16 protein-coding genes are annotated in these 19,084 nt (G+C 58.6%); 8 read left to right on the top strand and 8 right to left on the bottom strand.

The window, feature by feature from the left end; all coding sequences use genetic code 11:
- Window positions 1-189 precede the first annotated feature (189 nt).
- The gene (locus tag FFI94_RS24260) at window positions 190-837 is read left to right on the top strand and encodes a HemK2/MTQ2 family protein methyltransferase (protein WP_138870060.1); all 648 of its coding nucleotides are present in this window, start codon (window positions 190-192) and stop codon (window positions 835-837) included.
- Window positions 838-927: 90 nt separating this feature from the next.
- Here the strand turns inward: FFI94_RS24260 and FFI94_RS24255 are convergent, their stop codons facing one another.
- From FFI94_RS24255 to FFI94_RS24240, 4 genes are all read right to left on the bottom strand, one after another.
- Window positions 928-1,131, bottom strand: a complete 204-nt coding sequence (locus FFI94_RS24255; protein WP_003943666.1) for a cold-shock protein — start codon at window positions 1,129-1,131, stop codon at window positions 928-930.
- A gap of 289 nt (window positions 1,132-1,420) precedes the next feature.
- Window positions 1,421-1,897: an ATP-binding protein gene (locus tag FFI94_RS24250; RefSeq protein ID WP_138870059.1), complete on the bottom strand. Its 477-nt coding sequence runs from the start codon at window positions 1,895-1,897 to the stop codon at window positions 1,421-1,423.
- Window positions 1,898-2,056: 159 nt separating this feature from the next.
- Window positions 2,057-2,833 carry a GAF and ANTAR domain-containing protein gene (locus FFI94_RS24245; RefSeq protein ID WP_138870058.1) on the bottom strand — a complete coding sequence of 259 codons (777 nt, stop codon included), beginning with the start codon at window positions 2,831-2,833 and terminating at the stop codon, window positions 2,057-2,059.
- A gap of 23 nt (window positions 2,834-2,856) precedes the next feature.
- On the bottom strand, window positions 2,857-3,627 hold the full coding sequence (locus FFI94_RS24240; protein WP_138870057.1) for a GAF and ANTAR domain-containing protein: 771 nt from the start codon (window positions 3,625-3,627) through the stop codon (window positions 2,857-2,859).
- Window positions 3,628-3,832: 205 nt separating this feature from the next.
- Here FFI94_RS24240 and FFI94_RS24235 point away from each other — a divergent pair, with 205 nt between their 5' ends.
- The 3 genes from FFI94_RS24235 (at window position 3,833) to manA (ending at window position 6,773) form a co-directional block, all read left to right on the top strand.
- Complete coding sequence (locus tag FFI94_RS24235; protein WP_138870056.1) at window positions 3,833-4,582, top strand: GAF and ANTAR domain-containing protein; 750 nt, start codon at window positions 3,833-3,835, stop codon at window positions 4,580-4,582.
- Between the two features lie 76 nt (window positions 4,583-4,658).
- Window positions 4,659-5,357 carry a GAF domain-containing protein gene (locus FFI94_RS24230; RefSeq protein WP_185993305.1) on the top strand — a complete coding sequence of 233 codons (699 nt, stop codon included), beginning with the start codon at window positions 4,659-4,661 and terminating at the stop codon, window positions 5,355-5,357.
- 192 nt (window positions 5,358-5,549) lie between these two features.
- Window positions 5,550-6,773 carry a mannose-6-phosphate isomerase, class I gene (gene manA, locus FFI94_RS24225; RefSeq protein WP_138870054.1) on the top strand — a complete coding sequence of 408 codons (1,224 nt, stop codon included), beginning with the start codon at window positions 5,550-5,552 and terminating at the stop codon, window positions 6,771-6,773.
- A gap of 7 nt (window positions 6,774-6,780) precedes the next feature.
- Here the strand turns inward: manA and FFI94_RS24220 are convergent, their stop codons facing one another.
- On the bottom strand, window positions 6,781-7,131 hold the full coding sequence (locus FFI94_RS24220) for a helix-turn-helix transcriptional regulator (protein ID WP_260684273.1): 351 nt from the start codon (window positions 7,129-7,131) through the stop codon (window positions 6,781-6,783).
- A gap of 1,242 nt (window positions 7,132-8,373) precedes the next feature.
- Between FFI94_RS24220 and FFI94_RS24215 the strand changes: the two genes are divergently transcribed.
- Complete coding sequence (locus FFI94_RS24215) at window positions 8,374-10,461, top strand: acyltransferase family protein (RefSeq protein WP_260684272.1); 2,088 nt, start codon at window positions 8,374-8,376, stop codon at window positions 10,459-10,461.
- An 838-nt stretch (window positions 10,462-11,299) separates the two neighbouring features.
- A complete protein-coding gene (locus tag FFI94_RS33830) occupies window positions 11,300-11,461 on the top strand; it encodes a hypothetical protein (RefSeq protein ID WP_185993304.1) in 162 nt (53 codons plus the stop codon).
- Between the two features lie 63 nt (window positions 11,462-11,524).
- Here FFI94_RS33830 and FFI94_RS24210 read toward each other — a convergent pair whose 3' ends face one another.
- The 3 genes from FFI94_RS24210 to FFI94_RS24200 all read right to left on the bottom strand — a co-directional run bounded on the left by FFI94_RS24210 (window position 11,525) and on the right by FFI94_RS24200 (window position 13,802).
- Window positions 11,525-12,625 (bottom strand): acyltransferase, encoded by a 1,101-nt coding sequence (locus tag FFI94_RS24210; protein ID WP_138870052.1) that lies wholly within the window; start codon window positions 12,623-12,625, stop codon window positions 11,525-11,527.
- 26 nt (window positions 12,626-12,651) lie between these two features.
- Window positions 12,652-12,879, bottom strand: a complete 228-nt coding sequence (locus FFI94_RS24205) for a hypothetical protein (protein WP_138870051.1) — start codon at window positions 12,877-12,879, stop codon at window positions 12,652-12,654.
- 155 nt (window positions 12,880-13,034) lie between these two features.
- Window positions 13,035-13,802, bottom strand: coding sequence for a hypothetical protein (locus FFI94_RS24200; protein WP_138870050.1), 768 nt, complete (start codon window positions 13,800-13,802; stop codon window positions 13,035-13,037).
- A 1,542-nt stretch (window positions 13,803-15,344) separates the two neighbouring features.
- Here FFI94_RS24200 and FFI94_RS24195 point away from each other — a divergent pair.
- On the top strand, window positions 15,345-17,315 hold the full coding sequence (locus FFI94_RS24195) for a hypothetical protein (protein WP_138870049.1): 1,971 nt from the start codon (window positions 15,345-15,347) through the stop codon (window positions 17,313-17,315).
- Window positions 17,312-19,048 (top strand): phospholipid carrier-dependent glycosyltransferase, encoded by a 1,737-nt coding sequence (locus FFI94_RS24190; protein WP_138870048.1) that lies wholly within the window; start codon window positions 17,312-17,314, stop codon window positions 19,046-19,048. Before FFI94_RS24195 ends, FFI94_RS24190 begins: the two co-directional genes overlap by 4 nt.
- The last annotated feature ends 36 nt before the right edge of the window (window positions 19,049-19,084 follow it).

Raw genomic sequence — 19,084 nt, 5'->3', positions numbered from 1 at the left:
CACGATCCACCTGCGAAACGAAAGATGTTTCCGTGAAACATGTCTCGATCGTGTTTGGCGAGGCGCAGTAGTGGGTAAACCATGTCGCCTGGCACGTCCCGCGATGGTGTGAAGATGCGGCTGGTCGGGTAGCCGACTTCGGCGGGGGAGTGAAGAACCCCACGCTGACCATCCACCGAGGAGCCGATCATGATCGTGCGGTTGCCAGGCGTGTACCCACCGCAGCACGACACATCCCTGTTGAGCGACGCACTGCTGTTTGAGCCGTTGACGGCAGCCAGCAGAGTGCTCGATCTGTGCAGTGGAACCGGCGCTCTGTCCGTGGCCGCGAGGCGCGCCGGCGCGGGGCACGTCGTAGCGGTTGATATTTCCCGGCGCGCACAGCTCAACACCTGGCTCAACGCTGCGGTCAATCGAAAACGCGTCGACGCACGCCGCGGCGATCTGACGGATGCTGTGGGCGGCGAGTTGTTCGATCTGATCATCTCGAATCCGCCGTATGTCCCGGCGTGGGAGGACGCATTGCCGACGGAGGGCATCGCGCGTGCCTGGGACGCGGGCAAAGACGGGCGCGGCGTGCTGGACAGGATCGCGTCGAGCGCGCCCGATCATGTGGTTCCGGGTGGAACGTTGCTGTTGCTCCAGTCTGCGCTCTGTGGAGTCGACAAGACCGCGGCGATCCTCGAGGAATTCGGGATGCATGTCGAAGTCTCGGCGCGCAGGTCGATTCCCTTCGGCCCGGTCCTGGCGGGGCGCCGGATGCTGCTGGAATCTCGCGGGTTGATTACGGCCGATGAGGATACCGAGCAACTGGTGGTCATTCGCGCAACAAAATGAGTACCGCGAGTACACATGAGAAAAGGCTGGATGCCTGCAGCGTGTGCGGGCGTCCAGCCTTTTCAGTCTGAAGTCAGACGGGGATCGAACTCAGATGGCGCGAACGTTCTGAGCCTGGGGGCCCTTCTGGCCCTGTCCGATCTCGAACTCGACCTTCTGGCCCTCGTCGAGGGACTTGTAGCCGCTGCCCTGGATCTCCGAGTAGTGAACGAACACATCCGGTCCGCCACCTTCCTGCTCGATGAATCCGAAGCCCTTTTCACCGTTGAACCACTTGACACTGCCCTGAGCCATAACCAAATTCTCCTGGATCCATCGAGCCGAGCCCTCCCATCGAGAGTTCGGTCTCACCCTTGATCCTGCCATGCTCTTCTTTTTCTGTCTTCGATAACTTCCACAAAACCTTGACGAGTATCGACATTCAGGACATTGACTCACGGGTGTGGATCGCCTAATAGTGGCTCTGACCTGCTGTGGAGTTGTGTCTGAGGGGCTTGGGCGTCATAGGTGTAGTTGCGAATTTTTTTACGCTCGGCGTGTTATCGAACGCCGGTAGTCGGGTGGAAAATCCATCCGATACGTGTTACTCGGGGCGGTGAAGAAGGTTCTTTTGCAGGGTTATCGTCACGATGGAGGCGTTACTTGCATCACGCCGGCGCGCGTCGTCGCTCCCTATGTACGCAATTGACGCCTGATGCTCAACGTCGAGTTCGACGCTGTCGGTGAGCGACTCGAGCACAAACCAACTGAAGGAGCTTTTGCCGGCCGGCTGTCCCGTGGTGGAGGTTGCCGATACGGCAATGCGGAGTGCGTTTTCCGGGGCTGTGAACGTGCAGGTGATGTCGGTACCTGGCGCTGCCAGCGCGATCAGCATGCTGGCTGCTTCGTCGATGGCCAGTTCCAGGTCGGCAACACCGTCGACGTCGAAACCGTGGTTGTAGGCGATGTTGCAGGTCATTCCGCGTAGGGTGCTGAGTTGGTCGGCTGCGGCGCGCACTCGAATACAGGCGAGTGTGGGGATTGTCGATCCCGCGTGCAGATCAGTCGGCAAGGTTGTCACTGGCTATGCTCCTGGGTCGTGTCGTAGGGTCCGAAATCGGGTAAGCGAGGTTATAGTTACCTCGCTCCACAGACAGAGACATACCCGGCTGTAATTCGTTATAAACCGATGGTTGCGAAAAGTGACCTACGTCGTACCTTGGGTTTGTTTTGCCCAATTCTACTGTGACGCTTCCGCACGCTTGACTATCTCGTCAGCGATGGTGTGCAGCTTCTGCTGCTTTCGTTGCGACTCCTTGACCAGGACGTCGAATGCCGCTTCGGAACTGAACCCCCGTATCGCCATCAGGATTCCCTTGGCCTGTTCAATGGTTGCCCGGGATTTCATCGCGGTGTTGAGGCCGGCGATTTCGTGCTTCGCGAACTCGATTTCCTTCGATACGCGCAGTAAACCCTCGATCGACGTTGTGTACACACGCAGGATCAACGCGTCCACTTCGCTGAATCCGTGGGCGCCATGGCCATAGATGTTGAGGGCTCCCGCGTGCCGGTCGTCGACCCACAAGGGGGCGGACAGGAAACTCTGTACTCCCGCTCCGCGAAGATTCGCGGTGAAAGCCGGCCATCGCACTTCGGAATCTGCGACGGTAGCGCGCACTACCGATCGCGTCCGTGCGGCCTCGAGGCACGGGCCTTCTCCGCAGGCGTACTGGTCGAAGTCGACGTCCAAGACGGCTTTGTGTGTGCTCGCTGCAGTACGGGGGATGCCGGATTCGGACAGGAGGGTCACCCCGGCCATGTCGGCTCCGGAAATGGTCTCCACGGTACGGACGCACACCTGTTTCAAGAGGGCATCGGTTGCGCTGCCTGGACCTACGCGTGCGGCTACGTCGGACAATGCGGTGACGAGGGCGTCGAGTTTGTCGATGAGCTCGCTTGGATCGATGTCCTCGCTCGGTTGTCTGTCGAGGACGTTGTTTTCAGAGCGCTCCTTCATGGCTACCCCGCTCAACTGGTTACTCAGGCCGGTCCGTCATCGATAGACGCGAGAATCTGACGGGCCACATCAAGTATATTGTCCGAATTTGCGGCTGATCGGGTTTCCAGTTCACGAAATGCAACCGAAGCGTCACAATCGTTTTGGTTCATAACGACGCCCACTGCACGCTCGATGTCGACTCGCGCCCCGATCGCGTCACGCAGGGCGCCGGCAGCTCGGCCACGCTTGTCATCGCGAGCCGCGGCTTCGAGAGCGTGGCCCAGATAATCGGCTAGCACTGTCAGCACATCGCGGTCCCGAACCGAGCTGTCGATGCTCTTCTGCGAATAAAGGTTGAACGAACCGACCGGTGATTCTTCGGCAAAAAGCGGTACCGCGAGGAAATCGGTGAGCTGTGCGGCCCGAGCGCTGTCCCCGAGCACCGGCCAACGCTCTTCCACATCCGCGACTGACATGCGGACGTAGTTTCCCGATCTCGATGCGCTGAGGCATGGTCCGTCACCGAAGTCGTACTGCGCGCGGTCGAACGCCTCCACCAGCGGATCGGTGGGCGCCACGGTAAACGGGGTGTTGTCCAATGTTGCGGTCACACCCGCGTGATCAACCCCGGAAACGAGTTCGACGGCAGCACCAGTGCAGCGTGTCATCAGCTCGATCACATGATCGGGCGATGTGGCCGAGACATCGAGGAGCCGGCGGAGCTTTTCCATGGCGATGGGATCCGCCAGATGAGCGCGCCGGAACGAATCGGAATTATCGGGTGAAGGCCGGTGACCACGCGAAATAACCATCGATATCAGGTGCCGATCTGCGCGTCAGATTACCGCCACCTCATTGTGCTGTGGCATCGACACGTCCAACCCGGTCGCGCGCCGGAGATGTCCCGATATTCGGTAACCTCGACAGTACGCTTATTCGGCGTCGCCGTTGCCCCGCGGCGTGCAATGTTGATGCAGAAAAAGACTCTGCCGTCGGATATGCGAGGAGGTGAAGCTTGTGGTCACACGTTCTCGCGGCGACGGGCAAGATTCGCCGGAATCCGCCGGCGATAATTCTGTGTTCGCCCAGGGAGCGCTGGCAGCAGTCGAGCTCCCCGTGACAGCAGATTTATGTGCGAAGTGCGTGTCTCTGACCGGGGTCGACGGTGCTGCCGTGACGGTGCTGAGCAGTTCGTCCGCGCGGGAGCTGATGTACGCGACGGATGCTCTTGCGCAACACCTCGACGAACTCCAATTCACCAGTGGCGACGGACCTTGCGTCGACGCGTTTCTTTCCGGGAGTCCAGTTCTGTGTAACAACACAGCTGATCCGGAACACGCCGATTCCTGGCCTGGATTCTCCAGTGACGCAGAACGTTCCGGGGTCGGTGGGGTGTATGCCTTTCCCTTGCGCGGCGGGCGACGAGTCTTCGGTGTGCTCGAGCTTTACCGACGCGCTCCCAGCTCGCTGACGCAGTTTCAACTCGACGCAGCCGTGGCATCATCCGACGCTATTGCGTTGTCGTTGCTCGACGAGTTGTCTCTCGAGGAAAACTCGCACACCGGCGGCATGGTCAATGCATTTCACCGCCCCGAGGTCAATCAAGCCGTGGGGATGATTGCCGTGCAGTTGAACGTCTCGGTGGCCGATGCCCTGTCACGACTGCGGGCCACCGCATATTCGTCGGGCAAGCCGATTTGGGATGTGGCAGATGACGTAGTTCATCGCCGACTCCGATTCTCGGACGGGGGAGGCGAAAGCGAGTGAGGAATCCGCTTCGGGGGGTTGCAAGGGCTGGGGGAGTGCAAGTATGTCGAGTAAAGACGAGCAAGGAAGGACGCAGATGAATACTCCGTTGCCGCAGGTGATGATTGCGGAGATCACTCATTTGCTGACCACTGATTTCGACTCGCGCACCCTGCTCGAGTCCATCACCGAACGAACCCGACGATCGTTCACCGCCGCGTGGTGTGTGCTGCTGCTGCGGGCCACAGATTCAACCGGCATCGAGATCGTGTGTGAATCCGTCGAGGAGGGGTTTGAACCGCACCGCGATCTGGTGCACCGTAACCCTGTGGTGCTGAGCGCATTGACCGGGTCGGTGGTCATGATCGACGACTTCGAGATAGCCAGCCCCAGGTGGCATGCGTTTGCGCAAGCCGCGGCGCGCTCTGGACTGGGCGCCTGCCGCGTATTTCCGCTGCGACTTGCCGAGCGGCCTCTCGGAGCGCTGGCAGTGTTCACGGCGGATCCGTGGAAGTCTCTGCCTCGGGACAATGCGTTCGGCCAGTCGCTCGCTGATCTGGCTGCAATTGCACTGTCGATGTCCGACGTCGACGGTCGGTCCGAAGCGGCAACCGTTGCGGCGCAACATATTCTCTCCGCCCGCACCACAATCGAACAGGCCGCGGGTGTGATTGCAGAACTCGATCAGATCGACATCGACTCTGCCATGAAGGTTTTGGCTGCGCGGGCCCAAGCGCTGGGTGTGACCGTTGCGCAGTATTCCGAGCGTGTAGTCGAGGATCCGGAATTTCGGTGATCGCAGGATTTCGCTGATCGATTTCCTTGTGGTGGAGGAAATTTCAGTGACCTGCGCGGGACTTTGGTCTGTGTCACTGGTGGACGTAGTGCGTGAGTGTGGTTGCTGTTTTCCCTTGCGTTGACCTTTGTGCGAGTCTGAGCGCGTTGATCCTTCGCACGGGAGGATATTTGCCAGGTCGGGAGGTGCGCGATGGAACTGATCACCGGAGTGATCAAATCCTATGACTGGGGTTCGCGCCGCACCCTCGCAGAATTGGCCGGACGGCCATTCCCGTCGCACACGCCGGAAGCAGAGCTGTGGTTCGGAGCGCACGAATCTGCCCCCTCGACAGTGGGGGAGCCATCCGGTTCGACAACTCTGATCGACCGGATCCGCGAAGATCCCCAGACGCAATTGGGCGCCCAGTGCGCCGAGGCTTTCGGCGGTACATTGCCGTTTCTGCTGAAAATCCTGGCAGCAGAAAAGCCGCTGTCTTTGCAGGCGCATCCCACGAGTGCACAAGCTGAAGCGGGATTTGCGCGCGAGAATGCTGCCGGAATTGATCTCGCAGCCAGCTATCGTAACTATCGCGACAATCGGCACAAGCCGGAACTTGTTGTCGCACTGGAAAAATTCGAAGCCTTGGCCGGCTTTCGTGACATTGGTTCGACGGTGACGCTGCTGACCGCACTGGACCTTTCGGGTGTTGCTGACGACGTCGCATCACTTGCGGCAAATCCGTGCCCAGCGGAATTGCAGGCGGTGGCGCTGCGTTGGATGCATAGCTCGCGTGAACATCACGATCGCGTGGCGCTCGAGGTGATCGAGCGGGTAACCGCACTGTTGGATGAGGGCGGATGGATCGTCGACACATTCGAGGCGGAGTTGGCGACCGCGCTCGATCTGGCTCGCCGCTATCCCGGCGACCCGGGGGTACTGATGTCGCTCTTGCTCAATCGGGTGTCGTTGGCGCCTGGGGAAGGGCTTTTTCTTTCAGCCGGGAACCTCCACGCGTATCTCAGCGGAAGCGCTGTCGAGATCATGGCCAATTCAGACAACGTTCTCCGCGGTGGACTGACGACCAAGCACATCGATGTGGACGAGTTGTCGAGCATCCTCGACTTCACTCCGATCCTGGTGGACGTTCTCGATCCGGAACCATGCGACGGAGGAAGCGAATACCTCTACCCGACGCCCGTCCCAGAGTTCGTTCTTCGGCGATGGGAACTGGACGTGAACCGCGAAGTGGCGCTGGGCGGAGATGGTCCTGCGGTGGTGCTGTGTACATCGGGACGGGTGAAGATCCGGGCAGGCGATCATCAGATGGAAATCTCAGGTAGTGAGGCCGTGTGGCTGCGCGCGGGTGATTCGGTCACGATGACGGCAGCAGATGGTGAGCCGGCACAAGTGTTTGCCGGATCGACACCGAGCTAGAGGTTCCTCACCAGCCATTACTTGCAGTGTCCGCCGTGCGGCTCAGGATCTTAATTGTGGAGTCTTCGCGTCGGGAAAGCTCCGCCAACAGTTCCTGCGTGCTGAGTTCCGACGTCGGGAGTCCATCTGGTGAGGCCTCTTCGATTGTCAGGTACTCCGCAGCGATCAGGATTTCCCGGATGGGAGCATTGAAGACACGACTAGCCAAGCGCATCGTCTCCTGAGTGGGCGGGCGCTTCGACCCGAGCCACCGTTTCAACTCGGACGGTCGGATCTGCAGCGCACGCGCAGCATCGGAGATGTCTTGGTCAGGGCGAAGTTCTAGTTGACGCTCGACCCATCGAGAGAAACCGCTCATATCGGACATATTGCCTGAGTGTGGGTCTGTGCACCAGTGGGTGTTGCGATTGTTTGTGTGACATTGTCGGTTGCGCGACAGTTCGGCAACATTTTCGTGCCAACTGCGCATTCGTCTAGTTACAAAAATGCGAGCGCGGAGACCCATCGCCCGGATTCCTACCCGCAGCGCGAACGGCGCTGTATCGGGGGATGCTGCAGCCGCCGGGTTGCCCCGTCGTTTCCGTTATCGACGATCGTGGGTTGAATCAGCGTGAATTTGTGAAGCAATGCGCGGTACAAAGTGAGTAATTCTGGGGCGGATGGTCGTAGTGTTTCGAGCCTTTTGCACCACCCCGTGGGGCGGTCGAAGTGAGACGATTTCTGGGTGACAAAAAGCTCTCGATCTGGACGAAAATTCTTGCGCATTGATCCCCGCATTGATCCCACTGGCCGGCTGGAAACTCTGCTTGTTATTGGACTGTGTCTGCTTGCCGTAGCGGCGGTCGTATGCGGTCTTCTCTACGACCAAAGTCGTTGGGGCTGAGCGCCTTCTGAAGAATTAGAGAGCGGCGCAGATTGAGTCTCCTGGGGTTGACGTGGACCACAGGCGTATTCGGGTCCTGCGTAGTTCGCGGCCGTCAACGCATCATTGAGCCGAAGCCGATACTTGCCCTTGGCTATCGCGCGACGCGGCACGCGCAGCCCCTTTTGGCTGGGTGACGGCCAGTCGCCCCACTTCTGGATCAGGCATGTGGACACTCCTGTCGGGTCCACCGCCTTCCATATCGAGCTTCCGCTAGATTGCCAGCCACAATTGCGACCTTGAGTTCGGCGTCCGCCGCTTTCGCTGCCGACGTCTCTTCGAGAATGCAGGCACACTCCGGGGCCAGGATGACTCCGCGCTTTTGCGTGGTCACGATGCACCCATGATGTTCGTCGGGTTTGTTAGCCGCGCCCTGCAGGGATCACTGCCACACCGGTATATGAGATGTAGCGATGGTTGCCACATAATGAGCAATTCTGGGCGGGTCCAAGGTCCGGGATTTCCGTCCCTCATTTGATAGACCAAGGCCTATTGCGAGATATTAATTTGCCAATGCTTCGGCCTGTTGTATACCTCGACCGGCGAATATTCAAAATTGCCAGTTATATTCTCTGAGTCCCTTGGAAGATTTTCCGGGACTCAATTATCAAGGGGTCGATCGTGGTCACTTCACTGTTGCCGGGCAAAAAACGTGACAGCAGGAAAAAGGTCAGGCAAGTGCCGAGGCCGAACTCGCGACCGGACCTGCAGGGCATGCGCGCCGTTGCAGTCCTCGCGGTCTTTGCCGACCACCTGTTCGCGTGGCCGTCCGGCGGATTCGTCGGCGTCGACGTCTTCTTCGTGCTCAGCGGTTTTTTCATTACCGGCATGTTGATCCGTGAGCGAAACGAAACTGGCACCATCTCGTTCAAGAACTTCTACACGCGACGAGTGCGCCGCATCATTCCGTCCGCGTTACTCGTTCTGTTCGTAACGGTTGTGTTCAGCTACATCCTGTTCCCGGCGGTTCGCGCCAAGGAAACCCTCGTCGATGCCCTGTGGGCGGCGCTCTTCGCTGCCAACGTGCACTTCGAGCGGGTAGGGACCGACTACTTCCAGGAAGGTCAGCCACCCTCTCCGCTGCAGCACTACTGGTCGCTGTCGATCGAAGAACAGTTCTACTTCGTCTGGCCCTTGCTACTACTGGGCATCTACCTATGGACTCGCAAGTCCAGCCATCGCGGCAGTAGCAATGTCCGTCAGATCGCTCTCGCGACTTCGATGGCGATAATCGTTGCCGCATCATTCATCTGGGCAGTCACTCAGTCCGCATCTAATCCCTCTAGTGCATACTTCTCCAGCTTCACCAGGGTCTGGGAACTCGGAGTCGGTGCGCTCGTCGCAATCTGCGGACCGCTGCTGGTCAACATTCCAAAACAGGTCCGACCCGTTCTCGCTTATGGCGGGTTGGCCGGCGTTGCGGCGTCCCTATTCCTGATCAATGCATCGAGCCAGTTCCCCGGACCGTGGGCGGCATTGCCCGTCTTCTCTACCGCGCTAGTTGTTGCGGCATTCCATGGCAGCGAAGTCTTTGGAATGGCGCCGCTGACAAGCCGGGTAGCCCACTACTTCGGCGATACCAGTTACACCCTCTACTTGTGGCATTGGCCAGTCATCGTATTGCTCGCTGCGGTGATGCAACCGGACACCGTCACCTACTACGTCGCCGTCCTGGTCTTATCATTCGGACTCACTCACCTGACCTTCTACTTGTACGAAAATCCGATCCGTCACTCCAAGTGGCTCGAGCAAGACACAACCTTTAAGCGCAACGGCGACGTTCGATTCAAGATTTCCCCTCAGTCCTGGTCTATGACCGGGTTCATCGTTGCTGCCTCACTGCTCGCCGGACTGCTCACGATCCAGATCATGGATCGTGATGCACGCGTGGGTGAATTGAGTGAAACGCTCGTCGTGGCCAGCGATACAAAAGCTACAGCTCCCGTAATCGATCCGTGTTTCGGTGCCGCGTCGATGGTCAACACGGCGGCCGGATGCCCCACGGTATTCGGACCGAACGAACTCGTCCCGTCACTGAACACTTTCGCCAAGGATAATCAGGGTGCCTACTCGTGCTGGCGAGGAGCAGGCGGCCCGATGCCGAGCTGCACGTACGGGTCGAAGCAACCTGACGCGCTCAAGGTGGCGATCATCGGAGATTCCCACGCTGCGATGCTCACACCTGCATTGGCTGATCAGATCGTCGGATCGAATTGGTCCCTGACAACATTCCTGGGCAACGGATGCCAGTGGCAAAAATGGGAGAACGGCAATCGGGACTGCCAGTCGGAGATGGAGAAGGTGCAAGACCGGCTCGTCAACGGAGACAAGTTCGACCTCGTCATCACGACCAGTTCGCGAGCTTTCGGTGGGGCCAGCAAGTCGGCAGCCGCCCAAGCCTATGTGGATGCGTGGGAGCCAGTCGCCGCCCGCGGGACAAAGATCGTCGCTGTCGCCGACAGCCCAACTGCGACAGAGGAATCCATTGCGTGCGTCACCCGCTTTGGCGCCGACGCTGATGCGATCACCCGGTGTGGTCTGCCCCGGAGTGAAGCCTTGGCCGAGGAAGACTCGCTGATTCGAGCCACCAAGATGTCGGCGGCAGCCTCCCTGATCGATATGACTGACCTGTTCTGCACGGTTGACCAGTGCCCGATGGTCATCGGTGGGGTTATTGTGTATCGAGATGCGGCGGGGCACATTTCAGCGACTTTCAGTAAAACGATGGGACCGGACTTGGTCGGTCGAATCAAGACCGTTCTCTAACCAACTCGACCATGGTTGACCCTGTTGTAATTCAATAGGGGCAACCATGGTCAGAGTGCCCTGCCGACTTCAATCCATCCGACACCCGCAACGGATGTGGGACTGAGCAATTCTGGGCGGGGCAGCAATACGAATCGGCCACCATCTGTTCCGATCGTCTTGTTCGGAAACCTGGCGCGAACATGGGCGCAGGCCTACGGTTAGGAATGCGAGGCAAGACATGAGGGGTCAGCTCAGCACGGATAGAGGGTCCTCACGTTGTGTGCTCAACGCGGATGACGACAAAGGCCCCCACTCCCAGCGATGGGAGTGGGGGCATCGTTCATTTAAGTGAAATCCCCCGACGTGGAGAAATCCTGAACGACAACGGCTCCTTTGGGCTGTGTGCTCAACCGGCAAGAACCTGAACCGCACGGTTGCGAGGCCGCACGCACACCTCGGCCGTCGCGGCCTGCGAATCATGTACCCAGTCGGCCGTGATCGAAACGAGACCTTGGCTTCCCTGCCCAATGATCGCCACGCGTGAGCGATTCTGCGCGGGTTTCGGATTCGATCCGATCGGCTACAGAACAGTCGTGGCGGCACCACTCAGGCGCGAGGAACCGTCATGCATGGCCCGCCTACCGGCTGTCACTCGCCGGAGGAGGGCCCTCTGAACTGCGCACCGTTCACCGGCTCGGTGCGCATGGCTCACCGGCGTTGTGCGTTCACAAGCTAAGCGCCGTTGAGCTCTTCCAGCCGCGTGAGCAATTCTGGGCGGATGAATTCAGGGGTGAACCTTCCACCTCGGAGGGACTAACGTCCCCGTTGCTACCGGTCGTGTGGCACAGTTCCAGCTATGTGGTGGATTGTCGGAATTGTCGCCGTCTGGATCGTCGTGGGCACGTTAGCTGCCTTTTGGATCGGTCGGGCAATCAGCCACACCGAACTCGAAGAATCAGCCGCCGAACTGCGACGTGCAGAGAAGCGCGAGAAGCAGCCGAATCGTTGCCACGATTAGTGCCCAGTCCACTCGACATGAATGTCGGCGATTGCGCCATCAATCTCAGCAGTAGCCTTCGAATCACTGAAGGGCCTTTCCTGTTCGCGCAAGACTGGGCCGATCAGGCAGCGACAGGGGGCGCGGCAGCGGGATGCTTCCGCGACTCGACTCCCCAGTAATGAATGCTGGCGCGGAGAAGATGAACGGATTACGGAACCGGGTCACGACCCACCAGAGGAGCAGCGGCAATGCCACGCCTGCGATTGTGCCGAGAACGATGTGAATTGCGGGACTATCAACGCCCGCCTTGTTCAATACGACTCGAACAGCATTGATCGCGAAAACGTGCGCGAGAAAGATCTCCATCGACCGACGTCCGAGGAACTCCAGGGGTCGCGATAATGCCGTCATACTGAGCAGCTTGGAGATGTACGCAATCGAGACGACAGCAGCTGTCGAGGCGATCAACCCGAGAGCGATGGTTACTTCCGTACGTGTTCCGCCACCTGAACTCGGCGGTGTCGCATCGAGCCCGACAGTCAGGCCGACGTACACAGCACCCGCAGCTACGGCCAGCGCAACCGACACAGCAACAGATTTCGTGACCAGTCGCGAGTAGGTATCAGCACCCAACGCGGCACCCGCGAAGAAGAACACAACGAGCCCGAGTCCCTGTGTCCCGCCGATCGATCCAAAGATTCCCCAGCGAGAAAGACTGACAGCCAGCGCGATAGCCATAACCACGGCGATACGCACAGGACTTCCCCACGGCTTGAGCACCGCCACGGCGACGGTCACAACGACGAGCCACAGGAAGAACCACATCTGACTATCCGGTCGCCACAGAGACAGCACGTCGCCGAGAGTCTGGCCTTCTGGTGCAAGTATCAGGCCAGCAAGTCCTTGTAGCAGCGACCACAGAACGTAGAGGTAGAGGAACATCCCCACCCTGCGCCGCAAATAGTCGGCCTGGCCGTACTTAGTGAGCCCTGCCTGAACGAACAGACCTGACAGCAATGCAAACACCGACAGGTGTGCCATGTAGATGACCCGGTCGGCTGTCTGGAATGCCTCTCCGTCGCCATCGATCACATCGATCGAAACAAGCCCTCGCAGAACGTGTCCGAGAACGATTGCGATTATGGCTAGACCCTTGGCGACATCGATTGACTTTTCCCTCATCGGGCGGAGCTTACGGGGCAAATGGTCTAATTCTCCGACCGGGCGATCTCGTACCAATTCGTGCCATCCGAGACCAGGCTGAGTACGTCATTCGTTGTAGGACTGAAGTCCCCATTCAGGTTCAGCGTGGTTCCGTTGTCGCGCAACGGTAATGGGTTGGCGTTGGTGAAGATGATTCGTACAACACGCCCTGGACGGTGACCTACGATGCTTGTAATTTCTTGCGCCACAGCCACGATGATCGTGTCGGACACCGCCGGAACTTTCACGATTCCAGGAGTGGGTGTGGTGGTAACAGTTTGCGTCGGAAGTGCCGCAGTGCCAAGGTCATTTCCTGACCAGATATTACTGTTGCCGACGTTGACAAATGCTGCCGAGCGTGCGCGCTCTTTCCGGATGGTGTTGCCCGTCAGGACATTGAAGTCGCAAAACCTGCCTCTGCGTAGCCGTAGGGCTGAGTCAAGACAGCAGTATCGCGACCCATGTATGGATACGTCGGGGCCGTCACGTAACTACCAGGCGGGACCACGACGGCGCTGTCCCAAATATTGTTACCCGTTATCGTCCACTCCTGCGAAGTGCCGTCGAGGTAGATGCCGGAGAAGCTGCGCGCAGTGGTGCCGCCGACATTTGCGACGCCATTCCAGTAGATCTGGTTGCCCACCAACGTGCACCGGAGTGCGTTCAAGGCGCGGATCCCGCTGATCGTGTTGCCCCAGGCGCGCCCACAAGACAACTCGTTGTTCGAACCTGTGACGTAGACGCCTGACCCGAGGTTCTTTTCGGACTGCCATGTGACTAGCAGGTTTCCGGTCGAGTTGATCCAGATACCGTGATTGTCGGTCGCTGATTCGAGGCCAGATCCCCAGACGTGGACGTTGGTGAGGTTCTGTGCGCCTGTGTCCAGCTTGATTTCGGACAGTCTGGAGTTGCCGATGTCGAGGCTTGTCCACCGTCCGTCCGCGAAATCGGATGCGGCGACGGTCTGGATGCCGTATCCGGCGTTCTCGCGGAGCTGGACGTTCGTCAGCTTGACCGCGACGGCGCCCGTGCCCGCTTTGCCGATCGTCACGCCGTTGCCCGGAGCCTTGTTGATCTGAATGTCATGCAGGAATGTGCACGCCCCCTTGAGTACGACATTGTCGCCCGTCGTGCCCTGGTACCGCCCACCTTCCATTCAGTGCAGACTCCGCGGCGGTGGTGGGAATGCGCAGGCATGGCCGTAACTTCGGCCTGGGTCAACGCCCCGACCGCTGCTCGGGTGTCATCTGAACGATGCCTGGGTGCTAAATCGCAGCGATCCGGTGGCAGAAGCCAGGACGGCTGGGCCGGACATGCTCGGAAGCGTCGGTCCGCCCTTTTGCGTCGATCCGCGCTTATCGTTCACCGATCACTTGAGTCGCCTCTCTACTCGAAGTAGTGCGATCCCGAATCGGCAATGTGGGCACCTCGGAGAGGATCGCATGATCATCGGAAACCTTATCCTGCATAAAGAGGGACCAAATACCGTTGCTTTTTCCCAACTCATGTCACACTTGCCGGTATGTGGTGGATAACCGAGATTGTCGCCGGATGGATCACAGCAGGCGCGTTTCTAGCTGTTTGGCTCGGTCGTGCCATCAATCACGCTGAGTTGGCAGACCACAACTGCCTCACGCTGACCGAGTCTGATTAGCGCAGTTACGCAATATCTGCACAGACGATGTGCCGCCCAACCCGGCCTAGCGTATTGAACCGTGAGTTCGTCCTTGCTGTGCACTGCGTGGTTAGGCAGGCGGGCGAAGGACGGATTGTGTCAATTAATAGTGATGATGATGCATGTTGTCGCAGTCGGTACGCCATGCAATGTAGTGAGTCCTATATGGCTGCAAGGTAACTGAGGATGATACTGAGCGCGATGCGGCGGATCCGAGCGTTGCGAAGCAATGCAACGGTTATCGGTCATCTGGAAACTGATTGAGCCACAAGCCTTTCGCGCGTGCGTCGTAAGTCTGCTACTTGGACACTTGTACGAGAGTTTGTGTTCGAGAGTATCGAATCGCGAACTCGACACAGCGTGGGGCAGAATTGCCTCTGGCCACGCGGCGGTTGAAGTCTCGAAGGTGAAGAGTGCCCTGCGTCTCCGAAGCGTGGCCAGTTCGCTTGCCCTTGGACCGTGAGTTAGTCGAATAGCGCCGTACCTGAACATTTTTAGTGAATTCCGATATCTGGCCGATCGTGTAACGCGAAGAAGGCGCGCGATTGCGAGGCTTGTGCGTTGTGTCGCGCGCTCGAATTGGAACTTACGCATGTACGAAGTATAGGCAAGCTGCTTGATAGTTATCTTGGACTGCAAGGCGCGTTCGTGAATTCGGGCGGAGGTGTGCTCGGGCCATGGTAGCGATTGTGGCGTCTGTTACCAGTCGGGATCGGGATCGAGGGATTGCGAAAAGATAGCAATAACGCAATTCCTGTGCAGCGCCAGTGAACTCGCCGTGAATACACGTACCCTCCAGATTGTTGGGACGTTTGGCATACCCCTTTGTGACCTAGCTCCTAGTTGGCGCAGGAAGCTAAATCTCATTGTCCGGGATAATTAGCCACCGTACCAATTGGCGGTTATGGTCTGTTTGTTGAAATTAACCCGATCACGTGATCGCGGGGGCGGGACGGTCGTAACTCTTCTGCCCTTGAAACATTGTTCGTGTTTCGTGTGATCGTTCCCGAGGAGAGTTTGCAGATGGTCCCCAGTTTTAACGGGCTGCGTCGTAATCTGACGATGACGCTTGCGGCTGCCTTCTGCTTGGTCCTTGCGTTCAACACAATTGCCGGGGCGCAGGTGGTCGAGAATGCTGCTGAAACCAATGTCGCCGCTGATGCCAACGTCGGCGCCATATCTCTTAAAGAACTTGGCCGGGGAACTGATGTGGTGTTCTCGGCGAATGATGAGCCGCTGACTGTTTCACTACCGGTACCGGACGGACTTACTGCAACTGCTCTGATCGGGACAGTCACGGCACCTATCGATTTCAGCCGAGGGTGGATCGAAGTGAGTGCTGATGGCCGCCCAGTCTCGCGGGTGGAATTTGATGCTGCTCAAGTTGGCCAAGGACTGCCGATTTCGATACCGCTTGCCGGTCTGACGGTTATCGATCGGAGCATCGCCGTTTCGATGATCGGGCACCTCGTTCCCGTTGATGATCGTTGCTACGACAGAAGCAACTACCAACCACTCGCGTTGCGAAACACTTCGATCGTGTACGACGGCACCGAAGCGCAGCCGTCGACTGTCTCGAACTTCTTTCCGCCGATTCTGCGTAAAGCCACGATCTATCTCGCGAACAATACGTCACAGGCACAACAGACCGCCGCACTGCTTCTCAGCACATCGATAGTGAATCGCTATGGCAGTCAACCAGACGCAGTGGTTCTCGCCGAGCTACCGGCCGGGCAGTCGCTCCCAGACAGCGTTCCCGGTCTGTTCGAGCGGAACATTCTGGTTGGTGCCGAGGGGGAAGGCGGAATCGACCTCGTCGCCGGACCCAGTGGATATCCTGTCCTGCGTTTGGCCGGTGACGACAGATCGCTTGTCCCGCAGGTTAATCTGCTCGCGGCAAACTTCAATGGTTTCTGGGCCGCAAGCCAAGCACTGACGGCATCGGCGAAGGCCGTCGCGGAAATCTCTCGCGATGTTGTTCCTGTCGGCGACTTACGACTCGGTTCTTTGACGTCGTCAGGGCTCGAGCACGTCCAGGTTGAGGTGCCGTTCACCCAGTCTCAATTGGGCCGAGCAATGAAGAATGTGACCGTGCGCATGATCGGTACTTATGTTCCGATGCCGAGTACACGAAGCGCTCAGTTGTCATTCAGCGTGGGGGATCAGCGTCTCGACAGTCGGGCAGTGGACAACAACGGTCGCTTCGACATCGAATTCACGATCCCCGACAAGTTGGTGACGCGGGAGATGAAGGTGACGGCAGCGCTGGATGTTTCCGGGGATTTTCAATGTGGGAGCAGCAACGGATCGACGCTGACGATTGATCCGGAAAGCACGATCAGCTCAAACGTCGCTGAACCGGCAAATCCCGGGGGCTTCCAGTCATTGCCACAGTCGATGCTGCCGATCATAGAAGTGGGGACCACGCGCGGAGATTTTGCCGATACTGTTCGGGCGCAACGTCTTCTGGTTCAGATGCAGCGGCTGAGCTACTTGCCGTTGCAGCCGCGAGTTCAGTCGTTTGTCGATGCGGCTTCCAGTCCGTTGCCGGCGGTGCTGGTCGCTGCAGACGGAAAGCTTCCGGATGGCGTGGATCTCGACCTGCCGATGGAAACCGCCGATCAAGGCTTGCTGCGGTTGCGCGGTCTTCAGTTCAATGCGCCATACGGCAGCATGCAGGTTGCTGTGGTTCCCAACCACGAAATCGTTGTTGTTACCTCTAACGGTGACGCAGCCGATGTCGACAACATGCTGAACTGGCTGGAAGGTGATCCGGCACGGTTCGGAAGGCTGGCTGGTGATGTCCTTGTTGCTCCTCGCGATGTCGATCCTTTCGACATCAGCGTCAATCTTGCACCGGTAAGTGGGGCGAAAACCAGCGACGACGATAGCGGCATCAGCTCCACCACAATCGGTTTGATCGCAGCAGGCACCGCAGCACTGGTAGTTATTTCTGTGGGTGGCGTGCTGTTCTTCAGGCGCCGTTCACAATGATTGTCGCCGCACCGGCAGAGTCACGAACGTTGGACTCTGCCGGTCCCATTGAGGAAGAACGTCAACGACTGCCCTGGGGGGTCTACACCGCGGTGGCCGTGGTGTACATCGCCCTTGGTGTGTGGCTGAACGAGGAGATCAAATTCATCTTCACTGATGCAATGAGCAGGGTTGCTGCAGTATCTGCAATGTTGTGGAGTCGCGATCCGCACTTTGCAGCAATCGGATTCGTCTTCACACCATTAACCGCAGTTGCACAGATTCCGATGGGTCTGTTGGGGAACTGGTTTCCGGAGTTGTTGCGCTGGAACATCACTGCGTCCGTGACGTCTGCGCTTTTCATGGCCGGAGCGGTGATGCAGATTCGGGGCATCGCACGTGATCGTGGGTGCGCTCGATGGGTGACGATCATGGTCACTGTGTTGTTTGCTCTCAATCCCATGATTCTCATGTACGCGGCCAACGGCATGAGTGAGGCGCTGTATCTCTTCTTCGTCATCTGGGCTGTTCGCCGCCTCATCAGATGGATGCGCAACGACGACGCGCATGAGCTGATCGCAGCCGGTTTGGCGCTCGCACTGGCCTATCTGACCCGGTACGACGCCCTTGCACCTATGTTCGTTGCGGTGGTGCTCGTGTTCGTGGTCAGTTGGTTGAGATTTCCGAAGACTGACACCGACGACAAGTTTCATCGATCGTGGGCAGCTGCGATTGACGCGACCGTTGTGTTGCTTCCGGGGCTCATCGCATTTCTTGCCTGGTCTGCCTCGAGCTGGTTGATCACAGGGCAAGCGTTTCAACAGTTTTCGTCGGTGTACGGCAACAGTGCGATTATCGAGCAGGCCGGTGGAGCTGCCGATACACCGCTGACCCGGATGATGTTCTCGCTGACGGAGATAGCGATACTCGGGCCGGCGTTCCCGGTGCTAGCCGCCGCGGCGATTGTCTTGGCGTGGCGGCGGCGCGATCCCGAAGTAATCGTTCCGATCGTGCTGTTCGGCTCAGTGCTCGGCGCACAGACCCTGCTCTACATGATGGGCTCGACGTTTCCGTTTCTGCGCTTCTATCTTGCTGTCGTCCCGCTGTGTTTTGTGTTGGCAGTGCTGATCTCACCACGCGAGCGGCCCGTTGTGTCGCGTAGGCCTGGGTGTGCCGCCAGTCCCGAGTTGGTCCGGGATCAACCGAAATACTCCGGTCCCTCGATCATGCTCGTTGTTTCGCTGGTGCTACTGCTCGGGTCAACTGCGGTCACCTTTGTCGCAATGGGAAGTCCGCGACTCGCGTCCTTGGAACACTCGCTTGCGAGTGTGGTCATTCCAGGCCGCCAGGATCCCGCCGAACAGGCGATTCTGCGGACCTTCGGAGCGGAACGCAGGATAGCCGACTACCTCGACGACCTCGATCTGCCTGATGGATCGGTGCTGACCGATACGGTCTTGGCCTTCGGCGTTATCACGGCGTCTGATAATCCGAAACAGTTTGTGATTACCTCCGACACCGATTTTGTGAAGATATTGAACAACCCGTCGGAGTCCGGAGTTGAGTACATATTGACCGTTCCCAACGAGGAGCGCGGAGTGGCTGACGCCATTAATCGACGGTATCCGACCATGTACGAAACAGGCTCCGGTGGAATTGGTGCGTTGGTCATCGAAGTGGAGAACGACGGGGGAACGGTACCGCCAAACTGGCGGCTGTATCGGCTGACGGGCAATAAGCAAGAGGGAGGCTAAAACTCCGGATTTATGGGACACTTTGGACGCGGGGGG

The sequence above is a fragment of the Rhodococcus sp. KBS0724 genome (genome assembly GCF_005938745.2).
Taxonomy (GTDB): domain Bacteria; phylum Actinomycetota; class Actinomycetes; order Mycobacteriales; family Mycobacteriaceae; genus Rhodococcus_F.
This window is presented reverse-complemented; position numbering and strand designations above follow the sequence as displayed.